This window comes from Mycolicibacterium sp. ND9-15, assembly GCF_035918395.1.
Lineage (GTDB): Bacteria > Actinomycetota > Actinomycetes > Mycobacteriales > Mycobacteriaceae > Mycobacterium.
Genome location: NZ_CP142362.1, coordinates 1,505,566 through 1,528,135, shown reverse-complemented (window position 1 = coordinate 1,528,135; position 22,570 = coordinate 1,505,566). Strand labels below are relative to the sequence as shown.

Below are 22,570 nucleotides of genomic sequence, written 5' to 3'. Positions count from 1 at the left end.
GCGACGTTTGTCGGCCCGCCGGGGAGGGAAGCCAAGATCAGTGATTCGATGGATGGCCGCGACGGTAACCGGCATGGCTGTGGTCTGTATGTCGATGATCGCGCCACCGAGCGCGTCAGCTCAGCCGTCGTGCGGGCCGGACCAGGCCGACGCGTTACGTCTCGCCCTCGCGCAGTTGCCGTTCGAGCCGCTCACCGGCGCCAAATGGGACAGCACACCCGTCGACAGCAACTACGACGCGTGCGCCGAGCTGTCGACGATCCTGGTGACGACCGAAGGCGGCACCGGCAGTTCGCCGGTGCAGGCGCTGCTGTTCCATCGCGGTGAGTACCTCGGAACGGGCACCTCGAAGGCGTACGGCTTCACGTCGCTGGACGCCGCGGCCAGCACCGGCGACACCGTTGTGCTCACCTACAAGGTTCCCGGCGAGTGCAATGCCTGTATGCCCGCGGCGGTGCACAGCGCGCGGTATCAATGGAACGGTGACCGGGCCGTGATGCTCGATCCACCACCGCCGTCGGCCTGAGTAAGGGAGCACGAGTGAGCGAAACGGCATCCCCAACGGCATCGCCCCGCCTGGGCCCGAAGTTCCACGAGGCGCTCGGTTACGCCGCCGACCTGCACGGCACCCAGACCCGCAAGGCCAGCGACGTGCCCTACATCGGTCACCTGCTGTCGGTGGCCGGGCTGGTGATCGAGGCCGGCGGTACCGAGACCGAGGCCATCGCGGCGCTGCTGCACGACGCGGCCGAAGACCAGGGCGGCGACGCGACGCTGGCCCGGATCGAGGAGCGTTTCGGGCCCGACGTCGCGGCCATCGTCGAGGAGTGCAGTGACACCGTGATCACGCCCAAACCGCCGTGGCGCGCGCGCAAGGAGAATTACATCGCGCACCTGAACACGGCCTCCGACAGCACGATTCGCGTGTCGCTGGCCGACAAGCTCGACAACGCCCGAGCCATCCTGCGCGACCTGCGCCGCTTCGGGCCGCCGGTGTGGCAGCGCTTCAACACCGACGATCCGCACGAGCATCTGTGGTACTACCGCTCGCTGCTGGAGGTGTACCGGCGCCGAAGCGACAGCTGGGTGGTCGACGAACTGTACCGCGTCGTCGAGACGCTGGCCGAGGAGATCGGCCCGCCGGTCGCCGCTACCGTCTGAGATATGAGCGCGCGTGACACGGTGCTGATCACCGCCGCGGAGCTGGCGCGGCGACTCGATGCGGGCGAGCCGGTGACGCTGCTAGACGTGCGCTGGCAGCTCGCCGAACCGGACGGCCGTGCCTCCTACGAACGGGGCCATCTGCCCGGCGCGGTATACGTGTCGCTGGAGGACGAGCTGAGTGATCACACCGTCGACGGCCGCGGTCGGCATCCGCTTCCGTCCGGGGCGGCGCTTCAGGACACCGCGCGCCGGTGGGGTGTGCGAACCGGGGTGCCGGTGGTGGTGTACGACGACTGGAACCGCGCCGGTTCCGCGCGCGCGTGGTGGGTGCTGACCGCGGCCGGAATCGACGATGTCCGCATCCTTGATGGCGGGCTGGCGGCGTGGACGGCCGCGGGCGGCGCGCTGGAAACCGGCGCCGTCGCATGCGAACCCGGCGACGTGACCGTGTCTCATCACGATCTGTACGCCGGAGCCCGGCGCACGGTCACCGCCGACGCGGTACTCGGATGGGGCGGACTCATCGACGCGCGGGCACCTGAACGGTTCCGCGGCGACGTCGAACCGGTCGACCCAGTCGCCGGCCACATTCCCGGCGCGGTCAACGTGCCGAGCACCAGCCTGCTGGCCGACGACGGCACCCTGCTATCCGACGGCGATCTGGCGCGGGTGTTCGAGGACGTGGGGGCCGGCGCCGTGGCGGTCTACTGCGGTTCGGGTGTCACCGCGGCGGTGACGATCGCCGGCCTGGCCGCGACGGGGGTGGATGCGGCGCTGTATCCCGGCTCCTGGTCCGAATGGAGTTCGGACCCGTCGCGCCCGGTGGCGCGCGGGCCCGAAAACCTCTCGACATGAGGAGGCCCCCCCGGGTACGCCGCCCGGGAGGGCCTCTGTGGAGGCAAGCGCCTGGGGTGGTCAGCGGTGGTAGCTCGGCTGAACCTGTTCCAAATAAAGGACGCCGTGGCGGTAGCGAACCTGCGGAGGGTGCGCAATGGTGTTCGGTGTCCCGATGATGCCGGGCCGCGGGGTGTCGTCCGGGGTATAGGTCCCGGCGCTGGCGGCGCCGGCGAACCCGAGGGCTCCTGCGAGGATTCCGCCGGAGACGGCGGACAGCGCGACGAAGCGGGCAACCCGGCCAATGGTGTTGGTGTTCATGCTGAATGTCCTCGGCTCGTCTTTGTGGCCGGTGAGTTCCGGCGATGACCCAAGAGTGCTGCGCCGCAACGTTGTTGTATGTCGGCCGACCGGAGGATGAACCGGATGAACCGCATGTCCTCCGATCGGGGGAATCGACGGCATAGGCTGCAGACGGATAGGAGCACACCATGGACGTTCTGCGTACACCCGACGACCGCTTCGAGAACCTCGCGGGGTACCCGTTCGCGCCCCACTACGTCGACGTCACCGCAAGCGACACCGGACCGCTGCGCATGCACTACGTCGACGAGGGTCCCGGCGACGGCCCGCCCGTTGTCCTTTTGCACGGTGAACCGACGTGGAGTTACCTGTACCGCACCATGATTCCGCCACTGGTCGGCGGTGGCTGCCGCGTGCTCGCACCCGACTTGATCGGGTTCGGGCGGTCCGACAAGCCCAGCCGGATCGCCGACTACACCTACCTACGCCACGTCGAGTGGGTGACATCCTGGTTCGAGGCGCTCGACCTGCGCGACGCCACGATCTTCGTTCAGGACTGGGGTTCGTTGATCGGGTTGCGGATCGCGGCCGAGCAGGGCGAGCGCATCGCGCGCGTCGTCGTCGCGAACGGATTTCTACCCGCCGGGCAGACCCCGGCTAACCTGCCGTTCCGCATCTGGCGGGCGTTCGCCCGTTACACACCGGTGTTGCCGGCCGGCCGCCTCGTCGCGGTGGGCACCGTCACCGACGTGCCCGCGCGGATACGGGCCGGATACGATGCGCCGTTCCCCGACAAGAGTTTTCAGGCCGGCGCCCGGGCGTTCCCGGCGCTCGTGCCAACCTCACCCGACGATCCGGCGTTGCCGGCCAACCGCGCCGCGTGGGAAGCGCTGGGCCGCTGGGAGAAGCCGTTCCTGTGCGTCTTCGGCGCCAAGGACCCAATTCTGGGCCGAGCCGACCGCCCGCTGATCGGGCACGTACCGGGCGCGGCCGGTCAGCCTCATGCCCGCATCAACGGCAGCCATTTCGTGCAGGAGGACTGCGGCCCCGAGTTGGCCGACCGGATCCTCGCGTGGCGCGCTAGCCCCGCGTGACGCTGTTGTTCGACGTCACGTTCACCTCCGGATCGCCGGAGTGGTAGATCACCCGGTTGTCGAAGCCGGACGCGCCGATCTCATCGACGCTGTCGATGCTCACCTGGTTCTCGATGCCGGACACCGTGACGCTCAGGCAGTGGCCGAGCAGCGTCACGGTGTTGTTGACACCGCTGACGCTGATGTCGGCACCGTTGCACTCGATCGTCTCGTTCTCGTCGACGCCGGACACGCTGTACTGCCCACCGGCGGGTGCGAGAGCGACCTTCGGCGGTTCGCGCGACGGCCCGATCGTCACGCTTCCTTCGCGCGGACCGTCGTCTCCGCTCACGTCGGGGAGTCCGGGCCGGGCGCCGATGCCCTCCGTCGGCGACGACAACGACCACGCCAGCACGGCGATTCCGGCGACGATGAGAACCACGACCACCCCGACCAATCCGAAGATCAGCCCGAACGGTGCGCCGCTCTTGGTCGGCCTCGGCGGAAAAGAAACCCCGAACGGCGGGGTGCCGTAGGGCGACTGCTGATAGTAGGTCGGCTGGGCCGGCGGGCCGTAGACCGGAGGCGGCAGGGCCGACGTCTGGTAGTCGTTTCCGGTCGACTGCGAAGTACCCAGTTCGACTGCGCCGTAGTCGGCCAGCGGCTGCTCCAACTGCCGGATCCGGGCTTCCGGGTCGTCCTCGGGTTTCATGCGCAGATGGTGCCACAACTATGACGAATCCCTGACGACTACGGTTACCGGCGCGCTGAAGTTGGTATTCAGGACCTGTGGTGGCTCCAGGGTTCATCGCCATCGGCAGCGGTGCTGCCGGCGTGAGCGCTGCGGAGACGTTCCGCAGCAAGCACCCCGGCATTGCGGTGCGCATCCTGACCAGTGATCCCGCACTGCCGTACGCGAAGCCGCCGCTGAGCAAGGACTTCCTCTGTGGGCGCGACACCAAACTCGCCCTGCACAGCGAGCGTTGGTTCCAACACAACGCCGTCGACCTGATTCGCGGCATCACCGTCGACGCCATCGACCTGGACCGCCGGGAGGTCGTGACGGCGGGCGGACAGCGCTACCCCTACTGGCATCTGGTGGTGGCCTCCGGATCCGCCGCGGTGCGACCGGCCATCCCCGGTGTCGAGTCCGCGCTGACGCTGCGATCGTTCGGTGATGCGGTCGCACTGAAGATGGCCGCCCGGTACTCCGAGTGCGCCGTCGTCATCGGCGCCGGGTTGATCGGCTGCGAGGCGGCGTCGTGCCTTGCCGAGCGCGGCGTCGCGACGATGGTCGTGGCCGCCGAACATGTCCCGCTGCAGCGGCGGTTCGGGCACGAGGCGGGCGAGCGCGTCGCAAAGCTCCTGTCGGACAACGGGGTGCGGTTCGCCGGCGAGACCACTGTCGCCGAGATTCAAGACACCCACGTGGTGCTGGACAGCGGTGAGGCCGTAGACGCCGACCTCGTCGTATGCGCGACGGGTGTGCGGCCCGACGTCCGGCTGGCCGAAGCGGCCGGACTGCGGACCCTCGACGGGCGCATCGTCGTCGACGAGCACATGCGCACCTCGGTACGCAACGTCTATGCCGCGGGCGATGTCGCGTTGGCGCACAACGTCACCGCCGGCCGGCGCATAGCCGCCGAACACTGGCGTGACGCCGCGCACCAGGGCTACGTCGCCGGCCTGACCGCCGCCGGCTTTCCGGCGGCCTGGGAGACTGTGCCCGAGTTCTCCTGCACGATCGGCACTTCCGTGCTCAAGTACCTTGGTTGGGGCGTCGGCTATGACCGCAGCCGGTTCGTCGACCACCACACCGGGTTCACGGTCTGGTACGAGACGGGTGGCGACGTGATCGGTGTGTTGACGCTGAACGCCGACGACGACTACCGCCGCGGCGAGGAGTTACTGCGATCGCGTTGAATCACAACCAGTCTCGACGCTTGAACGTCAAGTACAGCACGATCATCATCACCGAGATCAGCGCCGTGCTGACGACGAACCCGGTCACGGTCTGGATCCCGGGGTACAGCACGTTCTGGCCGTAGAAGCCGGTGATCGCCGTCGGCACTGCGATGATCGCCGCCCATCCCGTGAGCTTCTTCATCACCGTGTTGAGCCGAGCGTCCTGCAGCGACAGGTTGGTCTCGAACACCGTCGTGATCATGTCGCGCAACGACTCCGTCCATTCCGACACCCGCAGTACATGGTCGTAGAGGTCGGCGTAGAGCGGGTCGAGCTCTGGGGCGGTCTTGGCGTCGAGCCTGCGATGCTGGATCGAGTTGACGACCTCGCGCATCGGTAGTACGTCCCGGCGTAGGTGCACGAGGTCCTTGCGCAGCCGGTATGTTTTGCGCTGCAGGCTGTTTGGCTGTCGCCGGTCCTCGAACAGCGCGTCCTCGAGCGTCTCGATCTCGTCGTCGAGTCTCTGCACCGCCTCGAAGTGGCCGTCGACGACCACGTCGAGCAGGCCGTGCACCAGCGCGCCGACGCCGTGCTCCTGGCCGCCGAGCTCGTCGAAGCGCTGCGAGACGTCGGCGACGTCGAACTCCGGCGACAGCCGCACAGTGATCAGCCCGCGCGGCAGCACAAAACCCGAGATGCGATAACTCGCCAACGGCGCGGTCTCGTCGGTCACCGTCCCGCACACCGCGTACACCGTGAAGAACGTGTGCGTCCGGTAGACGACAGCCTTGGTGCGCTCCGACTCGGCGATCGCATCCTCGACGGCCCATGTGTTGAGCCCGAGTTCCTGCGCGAGCTCCTTCAGGGTCTCGTGGTCGGGCTCGCAGATGTCGCACCAAACCAGCGCGTCGTCCTCAGCGAGGTAGTCGGAGATCGACTCGAACTCGAAATCGTCCTGTGGCTTGCCGCCGCGCCACACCCGGCCTTGCACAACCGTCACACCCACATCATGTCAGCGCCGAGCGCGCCCGCCGTTCAAACGGCGCCGGCGCAGCGATATCAACCGTCGTAGCGGTCGGCCAAGCCGTGCTCGAGGGCATACATGCTCGCGCCGATCCGGTTCGAGACGCCGATCTTGGCGTAGACGTGTTCCACGTGGTTGCGTACCGTTTTCTCGCTGAGCACCAACTTGGCGGCAATGCCCTTGTTGCTTGCGCCCTGCGCGACCAGTCGCAGCACTTCGACCTCCCGGGCCGTCAGCCCGTCCGGGCGCGGATGGCGCGTGCCGGGCGCATGCCCCGACGCCTGCAGCACCGCATCGGCAGCGGCCGAATCCAACTGTCCCTTCGACACTCGTTCGCGCAGTCGCCGTGCCGCGCCCGCGGGACCCAGCGGATCCCGGTACGGCCGCGGTTCCAGCGCGTCCTGATAGCTCACCGCGCACGCCAGCACCCGATCGGGCATCGTCAGCTGCCGCGCCGCCAGACCCCGCGGATACCCCGACCCGTCGAGAGATTCGTGATGGTTGGCCGCCACCGCCGCGATCTCGGTCAGCGCCGGTACCTGCGAGAGGATCCGCTCGGTCAGATAGGGGTGCAGTCGCATCCGCTCGAACTCCGCCATGGTCAGCGCGCCGGGCTTCGACCAAACCTGATTCGACACCCCGATGCGGCCGAGGTCGTGCACATACCCGGCCCGCCGCGTCGTCGCGACCGCGGCATCGTCGAGTCCGAGCACTTCGGCCGCGGATGCGGCCAAGTCGGCCACCGCCCGTGAATGTCCCAGCGTGAACGGGCATTTGAGGTCGACGAAGTCACCGAGTGCGATTAACAACGTATCGAGCGATGCCCCGTCGAGTCGTGTGCCGCGATCGGGCGCGTGCTGCAGCGCCGTCGCCCACACATCTCCGGTCGACGGCACCGCCAGCACACCCGCCGGGTCCGCGACGAACGCGTCGACAATCGCGGGGTCGAACTGGCCGCCGCGCCTACTGCGGGCCATCGCCACCGCGCCATCGATCCCGTATTCGCGCTGATGCACCTCGACCATGTCGGCGAGTTGAGCCACCCGCATCTCGACCGGTATCTCGTCGCCCAATGCACCGCTCGGCAGGCCGCCGCCGTCGAACCGTTCGAAGGTGTAGCGCAGCGCGTACTGCACATCGGCATCAAGGCCGATACGTTCGGCCAGCAGGCCCGCGGAGGTGCAATGCGAGTGGATCAGCTGCGAGATATGCCCGCGCGCATTGGCATACAACGTCGCTGCCGTCTTCAACCGGGTCAGCAGCGACTCGCCGTGGCCGACGTTGGTCAGCAGGAACCGTTGGAACGGCAGACCGGACCAGTCGACGAGGTAGGAGCTCCGTCGCACCGCGATGTCGTCACCGAACCACCGCGCGTACTCGTGTGAGTCGGCGTGACAGCCGATCCACATGATCAACGTCGCGTAGTAGATGCAATCGCGCTGCCGCGCAGTCAAGTTCAGCCGGTCGGCCAGCCGCATCGCGATCAACGCGGCGCGTAGCATGTGCTCGGCGGGCTGGCCCAGCCCGAGGTCGACCGCGACCGACAGCGCGGCGAGCACCTCCGCCCGGGTCGGAAGCTCTTGCGCGGTGCGACGGCTGGTCACAGCCCGATTGTGCACCCTCATCACGGTCGGGTCAGTGCGATAGGTCAAGACGGTCCGCATCGCGGTGCCGCGCGACGTCGAACGCCTCGAACCGGCCCTGCGCGATCACGCAGATGCCCTGCTGGGGCAGCTGGAAGTCGGCGAGGTTGCCCTGGATCGGGTGCGGGCCCACGGCACCGAGGTCGACGCCCCGCACGACGGCCGACGAGTCGGCGACCGCCCACACCCGCCGGGGGGCGATGCGGAACTCCTGACCGTTGGGCAGCTTGCCGGTCAGTCGCACCTTGCCGGTGCCCAGCACCGGTCCGACGAGGCGCGACATCACCCGCAACGTTCGGCGGTTGCGTGCGGCGGCGGCGGGAATCCGTGATCCCACCGCGCTCACCAGCCGCGTCGCCGGGGTGGTCTCGATATCGACGCGCCAATCCAGCACTCCGGCAATGGAAATCGCCAGTGACCACGGGGTGAGCCACTGCGCGTCGATGTCACAGACGACCGGGTCGACCGTCGTCGCCGAACTGAAGTACCGGGAGCAACTCTGCGGGCCGGGCGTGGTGGCGTAGAAGGTCCACACACCGTCGGGCGTGCGGTGCCACACGGACTTGTAACTGGGGGAGAACGACGTCTCGGGGAAGTCGCGGTATGCGAGGTAGTCGCCGCCGGCGAACGGCAGGCCCATGACGCCGAAGCCGACGACGCGCTCCTCGTCTCCATCGGGCAGTGGCATGGTCTTGGTGGCGGCCGCGAAGGCCTGGGGTGTGTTTGTCATGGCCGTCATCATGTGTCGACGAGCGGACGGCCGACATGGGGCAATCGCCTCAAATCCCGGCGATTTCGGTGCGCTACCAGTCGCTGAGCGATCGGTAGCGCGCCGAAATCACTAGATGGGGCCGGTCTAGCCGAGGTTGAATTCCGTTGCCAGCCCGTCGATTCCGGCGCGAATCGCTCCAAGCGCGGACTCGCGGGCCTTCAGCTTGGTCGCCACGTGCGCACCGGCGTGCAGAGTGGCTGCAAACTCGGTCGCCGCCTCCTGCGCTCGCACCAGCACCCGATCGGCCTCGACGATCTCGTCTAGCCACCCACCGTTGATGGCCTCGTCGCCGGTGAACATCGAGGCGAGCGCCGCGCCCCGGTGGAACACGGCGGGCGTCAACCGAAACCGCATGATCTCCAGCGCGGCGTTCGGGATCGTCATGCCGATCGCCACCTCGATGGCCTGGCATCGGGTGTTCGGCTGCCCCACCCGGTGGTCGCCCGACAGCAGCAGGAACGAGCCCATCGCGATCGCCGGGCCCGTCGCCGCCATGACCACGGGCGCCGGGAACGTCAGACACCGCACCGCTAGCTCGAACCCGCCGGCCAACATCCCGTGCGCCGCCTGCGCATCGCCGGACTGAAACACCGTGAGGTCGAAACCGCCGCTGAATACGCGTTCGTTACCCGCGAGCACCACTGCTTTGGCCGAGTCCTTCTCGGCTCGGTCGAGTGCCTCGTTGATCGCGGTCTGCATCGCCGGGCCGAGCACGTTGACCTTGCCGTCGTTCAGCCCGATCGTCGCGACGGAATCCTTCATCTCATAGCCAACGAGGCTGGTCATCGCTTCTCCTTTGAATGCGGCTGAATGCGGCGGCTACTCGTATCGATCTATGAAGCGCGGCTACGGACGCCGAGGGACTGGGGTAGTGCCTTACGCGTGTCCGTGCCCGCTGCAGCCTCCTATCGTGGCAGACAGCCCGGCAGCGAGGGGTTGTCGGGCTCCCATCCAAGGTCAGGCGATTCGGTGGCGTGCGGCGCTGTCCAGGGCTTGGGTGTGCGCTTGCTCGAAGTCCGAGTCACCGTCGGTCTGCTGACCCGCAGCCGACCCGTTATTTGGGTTGTGCGGTCGCCCAACGACTTCCGTGCGGTACCGGAGGCGCAGTTCGTCCGCGGCCTTCCTCACCCGGTTGATCTCGCCGCGCAGCACGTCTTCCCGGCTCTCGGCCGCCGCGTAGTGGTAGTACGTCAGTAGGTGGCGCAGCAACTCGAGCTTCTGCTTCTCCTGGCGCGCCAGGTCGTGGGTGGTCAGCAACTCCAGCCGTTCGACCGGGTGCAGCGTCGACCAGTCCAGCACCGCGGTCGTGCGGAACCGGGACCGCGCGCCCTTGGTGTTGGCGTGCCCCTGCTGGTCGCAATAGGTGATCGCCCCGTCGAACCTGGACGCGATGGCCTCACCGAGCTCGCGGCGGTCGAGCGCCGAGTCCCAGACGATGCGCCATTCCTGCCCGGGGGCCAGATACGGGATTTCGGCCGGCAGGTTCAGCGGGGTGATGTCGACATAGCGGTCGTCGTAAACGTTTTCGTACTTGGCCACGGTCGGCGGATGCGCGAAGTCGAACCGGATGTTGTAGGCCGGTGTCCGGCCGAAGTTCTTGACCACGAGCTCGACGAGATGCCAGTCGTTGGCGGCCGGCTCCATGAACATCGCCACGTTGGGCTGCATCAGCTCTTCGCTTTGCCGCCGGCCCCGTTGATACTGCCGCCAGGCATAGATCAGGGCAGCGATCCCCACCATGACGGCGAGCCAGGCGGCGAGCGCCGTCCACATTCCGGCCGACAAGCCGAGCAGGTCCCCATTCGCGTTCACGCACCGGTGTATATCACGCTGAAGTTACCCGCACATCATTTGCTAATTGGCTCCAGCGTCGATTTGCTGGATCGGCGCTCTTCGCCGATCGGGCAGTTCTGACCTGTGGGCGGGTGGTCGCGGCCGTTCGCCGGACTCGACTCGGCTCCATTGCTGCCAGGATCGCTGAGCGAGCCGAATGAGGCCGTGTCGACGGGGACTCGACCGGCGGTCGCGCCCTGGGTACGAACCAGTCGCTCACCGCGCGCCGCCCAGTCGCGGTCCGACCACGCGACGTGAACCGGTAGCCGCTTCCAGTACCGCGGGTGCTCGCGCAGATACAACTCGACGCTCGAGTGGATCGCCGCATTCTCCGGAAGCTTGCGGAGCGAGATCGTAGGTGGCGTTTCGGCGAGCGCATCGAACAGTCCGGGCCCCGGCACGGTGTTCATGCGTTCGGCCGGAAGCGTCAGCCCGGCGCCGAGCGCGCCGTCGAGCATCCAGTCGAAGGTGATCTCGGCCAGCGGTTCGCAGGCATCGGCCCCACCGGCGACGTCGCGGTGCGCACCGCGGAACCAGACCTCTTCGATGCGGCCCGACGCCGAGGTCACCAGCCGTTCACCCGGGCGGCCGTCGATCGCAACCGCGTGCCTTCCAACCTCGACGTTGGGCATCGGATCGGGCATCGACCAGCGAGGGACGCCGGAAACTTTCAGTGCGTCCCACAGGCCCAGGAATCGGACCGGGACGGGGACCTCGCGCTGCTGCGCGAGCCCCGATGCAACCTGGGTCACCCGCATCCAGTCTTGGCGGGTGCGTCGGGTCCGTGGCAACGCATAAGCGCCGAGCACGTAATCCATCAACTCGGGTAGTACGCCGACGGTGGACAGCAGCCGGGTCAGGGCTTGTGCGCAGTAGCCGCCCCGACCGATGCCGAACAGGTAGATCCGGTCTCCGGGCTCCCACCGGTCGATCAGGAACTGGTAGGCCTCGGTGATGGCCGCGCGAGCGTCGTCAGCGGAGGTCCTGCATCGGCGCGGCATCTTCGTCCCGCCGGGTCCGACGCTCGAGTGGTACCAGGCGAGCTGGTCGGCGCCGTCGTCGAGGAGATGGAAGAGTCGAGACGCATTCGTGGCGGTATCGGGCTCGCAATCGCGACGAGTGCGGTCAAAGCACATCACAAGCTTTTTCACACTGGCCCCCCGGCCCGAGTTGAATATGCGCTCGCGTCATAGTTTGCTCTCCCGGGCCGCCGTTGTCCATCGAATGGCGCGGCGGCTCGCGGAACGTGTCCACGGCTCGCTGCCAGGCCAGCCGCCACCCGAAGTACACGGCCACCCCAGGTACACGACGAAGAACGTCAGCCGCCCATCAGCATCCGCCACTGGTCGAGGTTGCTCGCCCGGTAGACGTAGTTGGTCTGGCGCACCTCCGACAGCGATGCGCTCGGTTCCATCGAGTACCAGTGGCCGGGGAACACGGTCGGATCACCCGACAGTTTCGCGAGCGCCTGCAGGCTGCGAAACATGTCGTCGACGTTGCCGCCGGGGAAGTCGGTGCGCCCGCAGCCTTCCAGGAACAGGGTGTCGCCCGCGACGAGTCGCCCGTCGAGCAGGAAGCACTGGCTGCCCGGGGTGTGACCGGGGGTGTGCAGTAGTTCGATGTCGATGTCGCCGATGTTGACCACATCGCCGTGCTGATGCTCGATGAGTTCGCTGCGCGCGATGCCGGTGACGTTCGAAACCCAGTCCGCCTCGAGCTTGTTGACGTGTACCGGCACGCTCGTGCGTTCCAGTAGCTCGGCCAGCCCTTTCAGCTTGAAGCCCATCATCGACCCGCCGACGTGGTCGGGGTGGTGGTGGGTGACGAGCACCCCGGACAGACGCATGCCGTCGGCCTCGAGCACGTCGACGAGATCGCCCGCTGCGTAGGCGGGGTCGACGATCACGGTGTCGCCGGTCTCGCGGTCGCCGATCAGGTAGGCGAAGTTGCGCATCTGCTGGGCGATCATGTCTTCGGCCGCGAAGTCGCGACCCGACAACAACTGACGGAAGTAAAGCCGATCCGAAGCCATGGCCGTCAGCGTATCCGTGCCTGGATGACGAGGCTCAGTCCTCGCTATGCAGCCGTACCAGCCGGGTGGTGCTGCTCTCGTCGAGTTCGACCAGGTCGGTGCGCGAGCGCAGGAAGTCGCTGAACGAGCGGAACCCCAGCGACTTCTCCGAGAACGACGGGTCCATCCGCTTCATCTGCGCCTTGACCGCGGAGTTGTGCAGCCAGTCGGAGTCAGAGTCGTCCTTACCATGGGCGACCCGCAGCGCCCGTTCCAGCAGCGCGGTCGCGGCGGCCTGCGGGTCGGGCGTCTCGGCTTCCTGCTCTTCGTCGGCCTTGGTGCGGCGCCGCTTCAGCGCGTCCGACTTCACCGCCGGAACGCCGGGCAGCGCGTCGTAGGAGACGTACTCGTCACAGGCCGCGGTCAGCGACTTGCTGATCGATCCGGTGATGCCGATTCCGACGACATAGCGGCCGAGGCGTTTGCATCGCTGCGCGAGCGGAATGTAGTCGGAGTCGCCGGCGACGATCACGACGTGGGTGAGGTCGGGCAGCCGGAACATGTCCTCGACGGCGTCGACCGCGAGCCGGATGTCGGCACCGTTCTTGCTGTAGGCGGCGGCCGGGAACAGCTGCACGAGATCGACCGCGCGGCCGACCAGCTGATCGCGGTAGTCGGCGTTGACGTCGGTAGACCAGTCGGCATAGGCCTTGGTCAGTACCAGCGTGCCGAACGAGGACGCGAAGTCGATGATCGCGCCGACGTCGACGGTCGCCTGTGTGAGCCGTCCCGGATGCTTGTGGAAGCCCGCGGCTTTGTCGCGCTGAAACGAGTTGCGCCCGTGGATCTGGTCGTAGCGAGAGATCACGATGTTGTCGAAGTCGAGGTACACCGCAACACGGGTCGCGCCGTTTTCGGTCACTGTTCCGTCCTATCACTCGGCAGCTACCGTCGGCGGAGCGGTTGTGGTGATCAGCGGTTTGGCGCGGCAATCGGCGAGACTGTACCCTCTTTAAGGCCCGCGGCGTGTCCGCCGGGTCAGGCCCCCTTAGCTCAGTCGGCAGAGCGTTTCCATGGTAAGGAAAAGGTCAACGGTTCGATTCCGTTAGGGGGCTCGGTGAGCGGGCGGACATCCGCCCGATCCCGGGGCGGTGTAGCTCAGCTGGTTAGAGCGCACGACTCATAATCGTGAGGTCGGGGGATCGAGTCCCCCCACCGCTACAGGCAACAAAGAACGCGTAGACGAAGGACGAGAACCGTGGCCTCCAGTACCGACGTACGGCCGAAGATCACTTTGGCTTGCGAGGTGTGCAAGCACCGTAACTACATCACCAAGAAGAATCGCCGCAACGACCCCGACCGGCTCGAGATCAAGAAGTTCTGCCCGAACTGCGGCAAGCACCAGCCCCACAAAGAATCGCGCTGAGACGAGCCGGCCCGGGGCGTCGCGCGGGTTGACTAGGTAGGTTCACTAACTGTGTCGTTGTCCGAGCGGATTGTCGGGATGCGCTATCGCTATCCCGATCACTACGTCGTTGGCCGCGAGAAGGTCCGCGAATACGCGGTCGCGGTCAAGAACGACGACCGCGTGTTCTTCGACGAGGACGCCGCCGCCGAACTCGGCCACAGGGCGCTGCCTGCACCGCTGACATTCACCAGCGTCCTCGGCTACATGGCGCAGACGTCGTTCTTCGAGCACGCCGGCATCGGCATCACCGACATGAAGATCGTGCAGGTCGATCAGGTGCTCAAATATGTCAGGCCGATCTTCGCCGGCGACAAGCTCTACTGCGACGTGTACGTGGACTCCGTGCGGCAGGCCCACGGCACAGACATCGTCGTACTCAAGAACATCGTCACCAACGAAGCCGGTGACGTCCTACAGGAGACATACACGACCCTGGCGGGTCGGACGGGTGACGGAGAAGAGGGTTTTTCAGATGCCACTGCGTGAGTTCGCCTCGGTGAAAAAGGGCGACGTGCTTCCCGAGAAGGTGATTCCGCTGACTCGGCAGGATCTCGTCAACTACGCCGGGGTGTCGGGTGACCTCAACCCGATCCACTGGGACGACGAGATCGCCAAGCAGGTCGGTCTCGACACCGCGATCGCGCACGGCATGCTCACCATGGGCCTGGGCGGCGGCTATGTCACCGAGTGGGTCGGCGATCCGGCGGCGGTCACCGAGTACAACGTACGGTTCACCGCGGTGGTGCCGGTGCCCAACGACGGTGTCGGCGCCGAGATCGTCTTCAGTGGCCGGGTGAAAGCCGTTGAGCCCGAGACGAAGACGGTGACCATCGCCCTCTCGGCCACCACCGGGGGCAAGAAGATCTTCGGCCGTGCGGTGGCCGTCGCGAAGTTGGCGTGACCCGTGGCTCTCAAAATCGACATCCAGGGGATGGTCTGGAAATATCCCGAGCCCTACGTGGTGGGTCATGAGCAGATCCGCCAGTACGCCCGTGCCGTCAAGGCCGATGACCCGCAGAGCCACAGCTTGGAGGCCGCCGAGGCGGCAGGCCACGATGCGCTGATCGCGCCGCCGACTTTCATGTCGATCTTCGCGGTGATGATCCAGCGGCATTTCTTCCAGCACAACGACGTGGGCTTCGAGACGATGCAGATCGTGCAGGTCGACCAGAAGTTCAAGTTCCATCGGCCGATCAAAGCCGGCGACGCGCTTACGGGGACGTTGTACATCCAGTCGGTGGACGAACGCTTCGGCGCCGACATCGTGACCACCCGCAACACGCTCGTCGACCAGAACGGCGAGCTCGTCATGGAATCGTTCACCACTCTGATGGGTCATGAGGGCGACAATTCGATCTCGGCCGGTTGGGATCCGGAGACGGGACAGGTGGTGCGCAAGCCCGTCGTACATGACCCCGTACATGACCCCGTACATGAGGCTCCTGAGGACGGCACTCCCGAAGACGGCGACGCGACCGGCGAGGCCACCGCCTAGACGAACCGGCACGCCGGTGGATTAGTAACTCAGACGGCTGGCGCGCTACACTCGGACCTCGGGGTTTTCCCAGTCCAGCGCGCTGTCCGTCGGTTTGAAGATCGGCCGATCGGGGAGCGCGCGAATTGTGTGAGCCCCGAACGGGTGGACTGCCTGTAGTGCCACCTTGAAGGGGCGTAGCTCAACTGGCAGAGCAGCGGTCTCCAAAACCGCAGGTTGCAGGTTCAAGTCCTGTCGCCCCTGCTCAACTGAATACTCGACAAGTGTGGACACTGGAGAGTGACCCCACCGAACACCAGATGACCAGACAAGGGGAGCATGCGGTGAGCGACGAGCGCGATGGTGCCGGCTCGGACACCGATGATGGCCGCAGCGCCGTCGTGACCCGACCCGCCAGGCCGTCGGGAAAGCGGTCCCGCAGAGCCGCCGTCGGCGAGGACGCCAGCGAGGCGGTCGACCTGTCGACGGGCACCACCGCTTCACCGACCAAGAACGGGTCGGGCACCGCGAAGAAGACCGCCAAGAAGCGTGCCGATGGACCGTCACGCAACCCCTTCCTGTTCGTCTGGAACTACCTCAAGCAGGTGGTCGCCGAACTGCGCAAGGTGATCTGGCCGAACCGCAAGCAGATGATCACCTACACCGGCGTGGTGCTGCTGTTCCTGGCGTTCATGCTGTCGATGATCGGCGGTGTCGACTTCGGCCTGGCCAAGCTCGTGATGCTGGTGTTCGGCTGACGACGGATGAGAATTCTGAGAGGACTGACAAGTGACTAGCTTCGAGGGCGACACGCCTTCGGCCGAGAGCGTCGATCTGATCGAGGGCGAGACGACGGACGCGACCACCGACCCCGCGACCGAGGACGCCGACGTCGCCGGTGACGCCGTGAGCGACGAGGCGGCGACCGCCGCCGGTGCGGCCGATGCCGAGGACGTCGCGGCTCCCGAGGAGGAGGACGTGGATCCGGCGGTCGCGCTGAAGAAGGAACTGCGCACCAAGCCGGGCGACTGGTATGTCATCCACTCCTACGCCGGCTACGAGAACAAGGTGAAGGCCAACCTCGAGACCCGTGTGCAGAACCTCGACGTGGGCGACTACATCTTCCAGGTCGAGGTGCCGACCGAAGAGGTAACCGAGATCAAGAACGGCCAGCGTAAGCAGGTCAACCGAAAGGTGTTACCGGGCTACATCCTGGTGCGCATGGAGCTCAACGACGAGTCGTGGGGGGCGGTGCGTAACACGCCGGGTGTGACGGGCTTCGTCGGTGCGACGTCGCGACCGTCGCCGCTGAGCCTCGATGACGTGGTGAAGTTCCTGCTGCCGCCGGCCGTGGCGAAGAAGCCCGGTAAGGCCGCCGCCAGCAGCGCGGCTGCCGCGGAGACCGGTGGCATCGAGCGCGCGCCGATCGAGGTCGACTTCGAGGTCGGCGAGTCGGTCACCGTCATGGACGGTCCGTTCGCGACGCTGCCCGCGTCGATCAGCGAGGTCAACGCCGAACAGCAGAAACTCAAGGTGCTGGTGTCCATCTTCGGCCGCGAAACACCTGTGGAACTGACCTTCAACCAGGTCGCCAAGATCTAATGCGATTTGGGTGCGCTACTGATCGCTCAGCGACTGGTAGCGCGCCCAAATCACACCAGAAAGGAAGAGCATGGCCCCGAAGAAGAAAGTCGCCGGGCTGATCAAGCTGCAGATCCAAGCCGGGCAGGCCAACCCCGCCCCGCCGGTCGGTCCGGCCCTCGGCCAGCACGGCGTCAACATCATGGAGTTCTGCAAGGCGTACAACGCCGCGACGGAGAACCAGCGCGGCAATGTCATCCCCGTGGAGATCACCGTCTACGAGGACCGCAGCTTCAGCTTCAACCTCAAGACACCGCCCGCGGCCAAGCTGCTGCTGAAGGCCGCCGGTGTGCAGAAGGGCTCGGGCGAGCCGCACAAGACCAAGGTCGCCAAGGTGTCCTGGGATCAGGTGCGCGAGATCGCCGAGACCAAGAAGGAGGACCTGAACGCCAACGACATCGATCAGGCGGCCAAGATCATCGCCGGGACCGCCCGGTCGATGGGCATCTCGGTCGAGTAATGATGTCGCCGAAATAGAATTCCCGGTCGTCAACCGCGACGATTTGCAACCCGGAATGCTATTTCGGCGCAAAGAGAAAAACCGGTGGCAGGGCTGGCATCGGCCCGCATGACCACAACTCAGCAACTAGGAGATACGAATGAGCAAGACGAGCAAGGCATATCGCGAAGCCGCCGAGAAGGTGGACCGCACCCGGCTCTACACGCCGCTGGAGGCGGCGAAGCTGGCCAAGGAGACGGGGTCGAAGAAGCAGGACGCGACCGTCGAGGTGGCGATCCGGCTGGGCGTCGATCCGCGCAAGGCCGACCAGATGGTGCGTTGCACCGTGAACCTGCCGAACGGCACCGGCAAGACCGCCCGCGTTGTGGTGTTCGCGGTCGGGGACAAGGCCGAGGCCGCCGAAGCCGCGGGCGCCGACGCCGTCGGTAGCGACGACCTGATCGAGCGCATCCAAGGCGGCTGGACGGACTTCGACGCCGCGATCGCGACGCCCGACCAGATGGCCAAGGTCGGCCGGATCGCGCGCATCCTCGGACCGCGTGGCCTGATGCCGAACCCGAAGACCGGCACCGTGACACCGGACGTCGCCAAGGCGGTCGCCGACATCAAGGGCGGCAAGATCAACTTCCGTGTCGACAAGCAGGCGAACCTGCACTTCGTGATCGGCAAGGCCTCGTTCGACGAGAAGGCGCTGGCGGAGAACTACGGCGCTGCGATCGACGAGATCCTGCGGGCCAAGCCGTCATCGTCGAAGGGCCGCTACCTCAAGAAGATCGTCGTCTCGACGACCACCGGCCCGGGCATCCCGGTTGATCCGTCGGTGACCCGCAACTTCACCGAGGTCTGAGCGCTCGAAGAGCACAACGATCGGCTCTGCGCCTCCTGCTTGTGGGCAGTGGGGTACGAGTGAAAACTGATCCGAGTCAGTCGCCGCTAGCGGCGAATGTTCCTTTGCGCGCAGAGGCATCAGCCTGACGAATTTATCCGGCAAAGTGCGCTGTTTTGGCGTGACGGTCGTCACACCTGTGTGAAAGTTGACGTATGCGTAAGTGCATTCGGGTCATTGCTCTCTCTTTGCTGGGCCTGCTGAGCGCCGCTGTCCTCGGTGCCCTGACCGCCATGATGGCGGCCGTCAGCCTGGCCGCCACCACCGCGCTGATCGTGCCGGGCACGGGAACCCCCGACGCCAACAATGTCGGGCAGTACATGGAGAACTTCCGTGACTACTACATGCAGGACACACCGTGCACAACGGAAAACGGCTGCGGTGAGTACAACCCAGACGAACCTCGAGACGGGGGCCTGCTGGGTATCAACTACTACGCGTCGTTCTGGCCGATACCGTTGCCCGGCTGGTGTGATCCCGGTCGATGCGAGAAGTTCGACGACTCGGTCGACGACGGTGTGACCAACCTACGGAACGCATTGCTGGGCATCCAGGAGCTCGACCCCGACTACGGGGGGGACATCGTGATCGCCGGCTACTCGCAGGGCGCCCGCGTCGTGACCATCGCGAAGATGCAATTCGCCAACGGCGACTGGGACGAGTTGCTCGAGCAGGTTGACTCCGTCTCGTTCGTGTTCATCGGCAACCCGAACCGCCCCAACGGCGGCATTCTGTCGCGATTCGGCGCGCTGGGCCATATCCCGATTCTGGACGTGACGACCGGGCAGCCCACCCCGACCGGGACGCCCGACTACCCACGGGATTTCCCCACCGAGGACTGGGCAATCCGATGGGAGGGCATCGCGGATTTCCCGCAGTATCTGCTCAACCCGCTGGCGGTGGCCAACTCGCTCCTCGGCTTCTACTACGACCACGGCACCTACCTGGCCATCAACCGAGACAGCGATCCCGGTGAACTCCCGGCCGGATACGATCCGGAGACGTGGAAGGCGATCACCTCGAACCCTGAGCGCTATCCCGACATCGTGGAGATCCAAAAGTACGGCGACACCACGTATTACACCATCACGCCGAAGGTGCTGCCTCTGGTGAGGCCGCTGCACTCCATCCCGTTCATCGGCAAGCCGATCGCGGACCTCATCGAGCCCGCGCTGCGCGTGATCATCGAAGAAACCGGTTACAACCGCAACATCCCGTACGGTCAACCCACGGAGATCGGCCTGATTCCGAACATCAACCCGGTCACGCTCATGTCCAAGCTGATCCCGGCGTTCTTCGTGGGCGTCAACAACTTCCTTGCCAACTTCGGATTGGCAACGGAGATCCCGCTTTCGCCGACGACGCCGGTGCCGGAGATGTCACCGATGACCGACCAGCAAGAGGACGAACCCGAGTTGGCGATCTTGGCGCGCAACGTTCTCGACGGGTCATCGAACGTCAAGTTGGCACTGGTCCAAGGCAATGGCGACCCCGAACAGCAGCTCATCCGCAAGGATGCGGGTGACGACAAGACCGTTGTCGACGCCGAGATCGCCGACGACCTCACGCTGCCCGAGGGCAACGGGACAGCTGTCGTCGAGGACGACAAGACGCCTGTCGTCGAGGACGTGACCGAGTCCGAGGGATTGCAGGCGACGGACCTTGGGCAGTCCCCGACGGGGAACGTGGAGGTTGTCAAGCAGGACGGCCAAGAAACCATCGAGGGCGGCGGCAAGGCCGTCGTGGTGGCCGACGAGTCCGAAGGCAAGAAAGAACCTGAAGGGAACACGGCTCCCGCCCAGAACAGGCTCGACGCCAACAGTCGCAGCGCGTCCTTGAACTTCTCGACGAACAACCCGGCCCAACGCTTGGCGAGGAACGGCAACGACACCCGTCGATCGGATCCCACGGTGAAGACGGAATCCGACGAAAGCCTCGAGGGCACCAAAGACCCCAGTAACCCCAGCGGTCCTACCAGCCTCGGCGGCCCCAACAGTCCTAGCAGCGCTAAGAGTCCGAGCGGCGTCAGCGGCTCCAACGGCTCCAGCACTGACGACGCCAACGCCGCCGACAACCCGGCAGACGCGAAGGACACGGCTCCAGCCGCGGCCTGACCCCGCACCGGTACTGGCGGAGGCCGCGGCAACGGTCCGGACCATCGTGTCTCTGCGAGCGCAAATTCGCTGTGTGTCACGATTGGGCCCGTGAGGGGCATTATCTTGGCGGGCGGGAGTGGCACCCGTCTGCACCCGATAACACTGGGCGTGTCGAAGCAGCTGGTGCCCGTCTACGACAAGCCGATGGTGTACTACCCCCTGTCGACGCTGATGCTGGCCGGCATACGTGACATCCTGGTGATCACGACGCCGCACGACGCGGAGGGGTTCGAGCGACTGCTCGGTGACGGGTCGCGATTCGGAGTATCGGTCACCTACGCCACGCAGCCGTCGCCGGATGGGCTCGCGCAAGCGTTCACGATCGGTGAGACGTTCATCGGCAGCGACAACGTGTCTCTCGTACTCGGCGACAACCTGTTGTACGGGCCGGGGTTGGGCAGCCAGCTGTCCCGCTTCACAACCATCGACGGCGGCGCGATCTTCGCCTATTGGGTCGCGGAGCCCTCCGCATACGGGGTCATCGAGTTCGACGACGACGGCTTGGCGATATCCCTGGAGGAGAAACCCGACCGGCCGAAGAGCAACTACGTCGTACCGGGTCTGTACTTCTACGACAACGACGTGGTCGAGATCGCACGCGACCTGAAGCCGAGTGCCCGCGGTGAGTACGAGATCACCGACGTCAACCGCTGTTACCTCGAGCAGGGTCGGTTGCAGGTGCACGTGCTGCCCCGCGGAACCGCTTGGCTGGACACCGGCACCTTCGACCAGATGACCGATGCCGCTGAGTATGTGCGCACGATGGAGCGGCGCACCGGCTTGAAGATCGGAGCCCCCGAGGAGATCGCCTGGCTACACGGGTGGATCAGCGACGACGAATTGCGGGAACGCGCCGAGCCCATGGTGAAGTCGGGCTATGGGTCGTACCTGTTGAACCTGTTGGCGAGAGGACGCTGATGGCGCGACTGCTCGTCACCGGCGGAGCGGGTTTCATCGGCTCGAACTTCGTGCGGTACGCGATCGACCGCACCGACCATCACGTCACGGTACTGGACAAGCTGACATACGCCGGAAACCGCGCCTCGCTGGCCGGATTACCGGACGATCGAATGACGTTCGTGCACGGCGATATCGCAGACGCCGCGCTGGTTGACGAGTTGTTCGGGTCCGTGGATGCGGTCGTCCACTATGCGGCCGAATCGCACAACGACAACTCGCTCGACGATCCTGAGCCGTTCCTGCACACCAACCTTGTGGGCACCTTCACGTTGCTCGAGGCCGCGCGCAAGCACGGCACGCGCTTCCATCACATCTCGACCGACGAGGTGTACGGAGACCTGCGGATCGACGACCCGAGCCGGTTCACCGAGGAGACGCCGTACAACCCGTCTTCTCCGTACTCGTCGACAAAGGCCGGCAGCGATCTGCTGGTGCGGGCATGGGTTCGGTCATTCCATGTCGCAGGGACAATCTCGAACTGCTCCAACAACTATGGTCCCTATCAGCACGTCGAGAAGTTCATCCCGAGGCAGATCACCAATGTGCTGCGCGGGATCCGCCCCAAGCTCTACGGTGAGGGCCGCAATGTACGGGACTGGATCCACGCCGACGACCACTCTTCGGCGGTGCTGACGATCCTGGAGGCCGGTCGTATCGGCGAGACATACCTGATCGGCGCGGACGGCGAGAAGGACAACAAGACGGTCATCGAATTGATCCTCGCGCTCATGGGCCAGCCGACGGACGCCTACGACCACGTCACCGACCGGGCGGGTCACGACCTGCGGTACGCCATCGACTCCACCAAGCTTCGCGAGGAACTCGGCTGGCGACCGCAATACTGCGACTTCGCGGAGGGTCTGGCCGCAACCATCCAGTGGTACCGCGACCACGAAGACTGGTGGTCGCCCGCCAAGGACGCCACCGAGAGCTTCTACGCCCGGCTGGGTCAGTGAAGAGAGC

The 22,570-nt window shown here is 66.0% G+C and carries 26 protein-coding genes and 3 tRNA genes; 19 read left to right on the top strand and 10 right to left on the bottom strand.

The features are described from left to right. Window positions 1–73 precede the first annotated feature (73 nt). From QGN32_RS07520 to QGN32_RS07510, 3 genes are read left to right on the top strand one after another with little or no spacing between them, the layout of a single operon-like run. Entirely contained in the window at window positions 74–526 is a 453-nt protein-coding gene (locus tag QGN32_RS07520) for an LppP/LprE family lipoprotein (protein ID WP_326547973.1), read from the top strand. Between the two features lie 14 nt (window positions 527–540). Next, window positions 541–1,161: an HD domain-containing protein gene (locus QGN32_RS07515; RefSeq protein ID WP_326547972.1), complete on the top strand. Its 621-nt coding sequence runs from the start codon at window positions 541–543 to the stop codon at window positions 1,159–1,161. Between the two features lie 3 nt (window positions 1,162–1,164). Then, window positions 1,165–2,019 (top strand): sulfurtransferase, encoded by an 855-nt coding sequence (locus QGN32_RS07510; protein ID WP_326547971.1) that lies wholly within the window; start codon window positions 1,165–1,167, stop codon window positions 2,017–2,019. A 60-nt stretch (window positions 2,020–2,079) separates the two neighbouring features. Here the strand turns inward: QGN32_RS07510 and QGN32_RS07505 are convergent, their stop codons facing one another. Continuing rightward, window positions 2,080–2,319, bottom strand: coding sequence for a hypothetical protein (locus QGN32_RS07505; protein WP_326547970.1), 240 nt, complete (start codon window positions 2,317–2,319; stop codon window positions 2,080–2,082). Between the two features lie 170 nt (window positions 2,320–2,489). Between QGN32_RS07505 and QGN32_RS07500 the strand changes: the two genes are divergently transcribed. Further along, window positions 2,490–3,395, top strand: coding sequence for a haloalkane dehalogenase (locus QGN32_RS07500; protein ID WP_326547969.1), 906 nt, complete (start codon window positions 2,490–2,492; stop codon window positions 3,393–3,395). On the opposite strand, the gene QGN32_RS07495 is transcribed toward QGN32_RS07500, so the two are convergent. After that, window positions 3,382–4,086, bottom strand: coding sequence for a DUF3060 domain-containing protein (locus tag QGN32_RS07495; RefSeq protein WP_326547968.1), 705 nt, complete (start codon window positions 4,084–4,086; stop codon window positions 3,382–3,384). The two genes, QGN32_RS07500 and QGN32_RS07495, sit on opposite strands and share 14 nt — an antisense overlap. 77 nt (window positions 4,087–4,163) lie before the next feature. On the opposite strand from QGN32_RS07495, the gene QGN32_RS07490 reads away from it, so the two are divergent. Further along, a complete protein-coding gene (locus QGN32_RS07490) occupies window positions 4,164–5,297 on the top strand; it encodes an NAD(P)/FAD-dependent oxidoreductase (protein WP_326547967.1) in 1,134 nt (377 codons plus the stop codon). 1 nt (window position 5,298) lies between these two features. Here the strand turns inward: QGN32_RS07490 and QGN32_RS07485 are convergent, their stop codons facing one another. The 8 genes from QGN32_RS07485 to QGN32_RS07450 form a co-directional block, all read right to left on the bottom strand. After that, window positions 5,299–6,279 carry a magnesium transporter CorA family protein gene (locus QGN32_RS07485; protein WP_326547966.1) on the bottom strand — a complete coding sequence of 327 codons (981 nt, stop codon included), beginning with the start codon at window positions 6,277–6,279 and terminating at the stop codon, window positions 5,299–5,301. Between the two features lie 59 nt (window positions 6,280–6,338). Continuing rightward, a complete protein-coding gene (locus QGN32_RS07480) occupies window positions 6,339–7,928 on the bottom strand; it encodes an HD domain-containing phosphohydrolase (protein WP_326548978.1) in 1,590 nt (529 codons plus the stop codon). 10 nt (window positions 7,929–7,938) lie between these two features. Next, window positions 7,939–8,676: a hypothetical protein gene (locus tag QGN32_RS07475; RefSeq protein WP_326547965.1), complete on the bottom strand. Its 738-nt coding sequence runs from the start codon at window positions 8,674–8,676 to the stop codon at window positions 7,939–7,941. 126 nt (window positions 8,677–8,802) lie between these two features. Continuing rightward, window positions 8,803–9,504: a crotonase/enoyl-CoA hydratase family protein gene (locus QGN32_RS07470; RefSeq protein ID WP_326547964.1), complete on the bottom strand. Its 702-nt coding sequence runs from the start codon at window positions 9,502–9,504 to the stop codon at window positions 8,803–8,805. Between the two features lie 171 nt (window positions 9,505–9,675). Further along, entirely contained in the window at window positions 9,676–10,491 is an 816-nt protein-coding gene (locus tag QGN32_RS07465; protein WP_326548977.1) for a DUF8453 domain-containing protein, read from the bottom strand. 74 nt (window positions 10,492–10,565) lie between these two features. Continuing rightward, window positions 10,566–11,702, bottom strand: a complete 1,137-nt coding sequence (locus QGN32_RS07460) for a phospholipase effector Tle1 domain-containing protein (protein WP_326547963.1) — start codon at window positions 11,700–11,702, stop codon at window positions 10,566–10,568. Between the two features lie 167 nt (window positions 11,703–11,869). Further along, window positions 11,870–12,583, bottom strand: a complete 714-nt coding sequence (locus QGN32_RS07455; RefSeq protein WP_326547962.1) for an MBL fold metallo-hydrolase — start codon at window positions 12,581–12,583, stop codon at window positions 11,870–11,872. A 34-nt stretch (window positions 12,584–12,617) separates the two neighbouring features. Beyond that, window positions 12,618–13,484, bottom strand: a complete 867-nt coding sequence (locus QGN32_RS07450) for an NYN domain-containing protein (protein WP_326547961.1) — start codon at window positions 13,482–13,484, stop codon at window positions 12,618–12,620. 120 nt (window positions 13,485–13,604) lie between these two features. Here QGN32_RS07450 and QGN32_RS07445 point away from each other — a divergent pair. The 14 genes from QGN32_RS07445 to rfbB all read left to right on the top strand — a co-directional run bounded on the left by QGN32_RS07445 (window position 13,605) and on the right by rfbB (window position 22,563). Further along, window positions 13,605–13,677: transfer RNA gene (locus QGN32_RS07445), tRNA-Thr, on the top strand. Window positions 13,678–13,709: 32 nt separating this feature from the next. After that, window positions 13,710–13,783, top strand: a tRNA-Met gene (locus tag QGN32_RS07440). Between the two features lie 37 nt (window positions 13,784–13,820). Beyond that, window positions 13,821–13,988 carry a 50S ribosomal protein L33 gene (rpmG, locus tag QGN32_RS07435; protein WP_059101288.1) on the top strand — a complete coding sequence of 56 codons (168 nt, stop codon included), beginning with the start codon at window positions 13,821–13,823 and terminating at the stop codon, window positions 13,986–13,988. A gap of 51 nt (window positions 13,989–14,039) precedes the next feature. Then, entirely contained in the window at window positions 14,040–14,516 is a 477-nt protein-coding gene (hadA, locus tag QGN32_RS07430) for a (3R)-hydroxyacyl-ACP dehydratase subunit HadA (protein ID WP_326547960.1), read from the top strand. Beyond that, window positions 14,503–14,931 carry a (3R)-hydroxyacyl-ACP dehydratase subunit HadB gene (gene hadB / locus QGN32_RS07425; RefSeq protein WP_326547959.1) on the top strand — a complete coding sequence of 143 codons (429 nt, stop codon included), beginning with the start codon at window positions 14,503–14,505 and terminating at the stop codon, window positions 14,929–14,931. Before hadA ends, hadB begins: the two co-directional genes overlap by 14 nt. Window positions 14,932–14,934: 3 nt before the next feature. Next, on the top strand, window positions 14,935–15,525 hold the full coding sequence (gene hadC, locus QGN32_RS07420) for a (3R)-hydroxyacyl-ACP dehydratase subunit HadC (protein ID WP_326547958.1): 591 nt from the start codon (window positions 14,935–14,937) through the stop codon (window positions 15,523–15,525). A 170-nt stretch (window positions 15,526–15,695) separates the two neighbouring features. After that, window positions 15,696–15,768: transfer RNA gene (locus QGN32_RS07415), tRNA-Trp, on the top strand. Window positions 15,769–15,788: 20 nt separating this feature from the next. Next, a complete protein-coding gene (secE, locus tag QGN32_RS07410; protein WP_326547957.1) occupies window positions 15,789–16,262 on the top strand; it encodes a preprotein translocase subunit SecE in 474 nt (157 codons plus the stop codon). A 31-nt stretch (window positions 16,263–16,293) separates the two neighbouring features. Beyond that, entirely contained in the window at window positions 16,294–17,106 is an 813-nt protein-coding gene (gene nusG / locus QGN32_RS07405) for a transcription termination/antitermination protein NusG (protein ID WP_326547956.1), read from the top strand. Between the two features lie 70 nt (window positions 17,107–17,176). Then, complete coding sequence (rplK, locus tag QGN32_RS07400; RefSeq protein ID WP_326547955.1) at window positions 17,177–17,605, top strand: 50S ribosomal protein L11; 429 nt, start codon at window positions 17,177–17,179, stop codon at window positions 17,603–17,605. A gap of 139 nt (window positions 17,606–17,744) precedes the next feature. Beyond that, complete coding sequence (rplA, locus tag QGN32_RS07395; RefSeq protein ID WP_326547954.1) at window positions 17,745–18,452, top strand: 50S ribosomal protein L1; 708 nt, start codon at window positions 17,745–17,747, stop codon at window positions 18,450–18,452. Window positions 18,453–18,646: 194 nt separating this feature from the next. Beyond that, on the top strand, window positions 18,647–20,605 hold the full coding sequence (locus QGN32_RS07390) for a PE-PPE domain-containing protein (protein ID WP_326547953.1): 1,959 nt from the start codon (window positions 18,647–18,649) through the stop codon (window positions 20,603–20,605). Window positions 20,606–20,695: 90 nt separating this feature from the next. Then, complete coding sequence (gene rfbA, locus QGN32_RS07385) at window positions 20,696–21,565, top strand: glucose-1-phosphate thymidylyltransferase RfbA (protein ID WP_326547952.1); 870 nt, start codon at window positions 20,696–20,698, stop codon at window positions 21,563–21,565. Continuing rightward, entirely contained in the window at window positions 21,565–22,563 is a 999-nt protein-coding gene (rfbB, locus tag QGN32_RS07380; protein ID WP_326547951.1) for a dTDP-glucose 4,6-dehydratase, read from the top strand. Before rfbA ends, rfbB begins: the two co-directional genes overlap by 1 nt. Window positions 22,564–22,570: the final 7 nt, after the last annotated feature.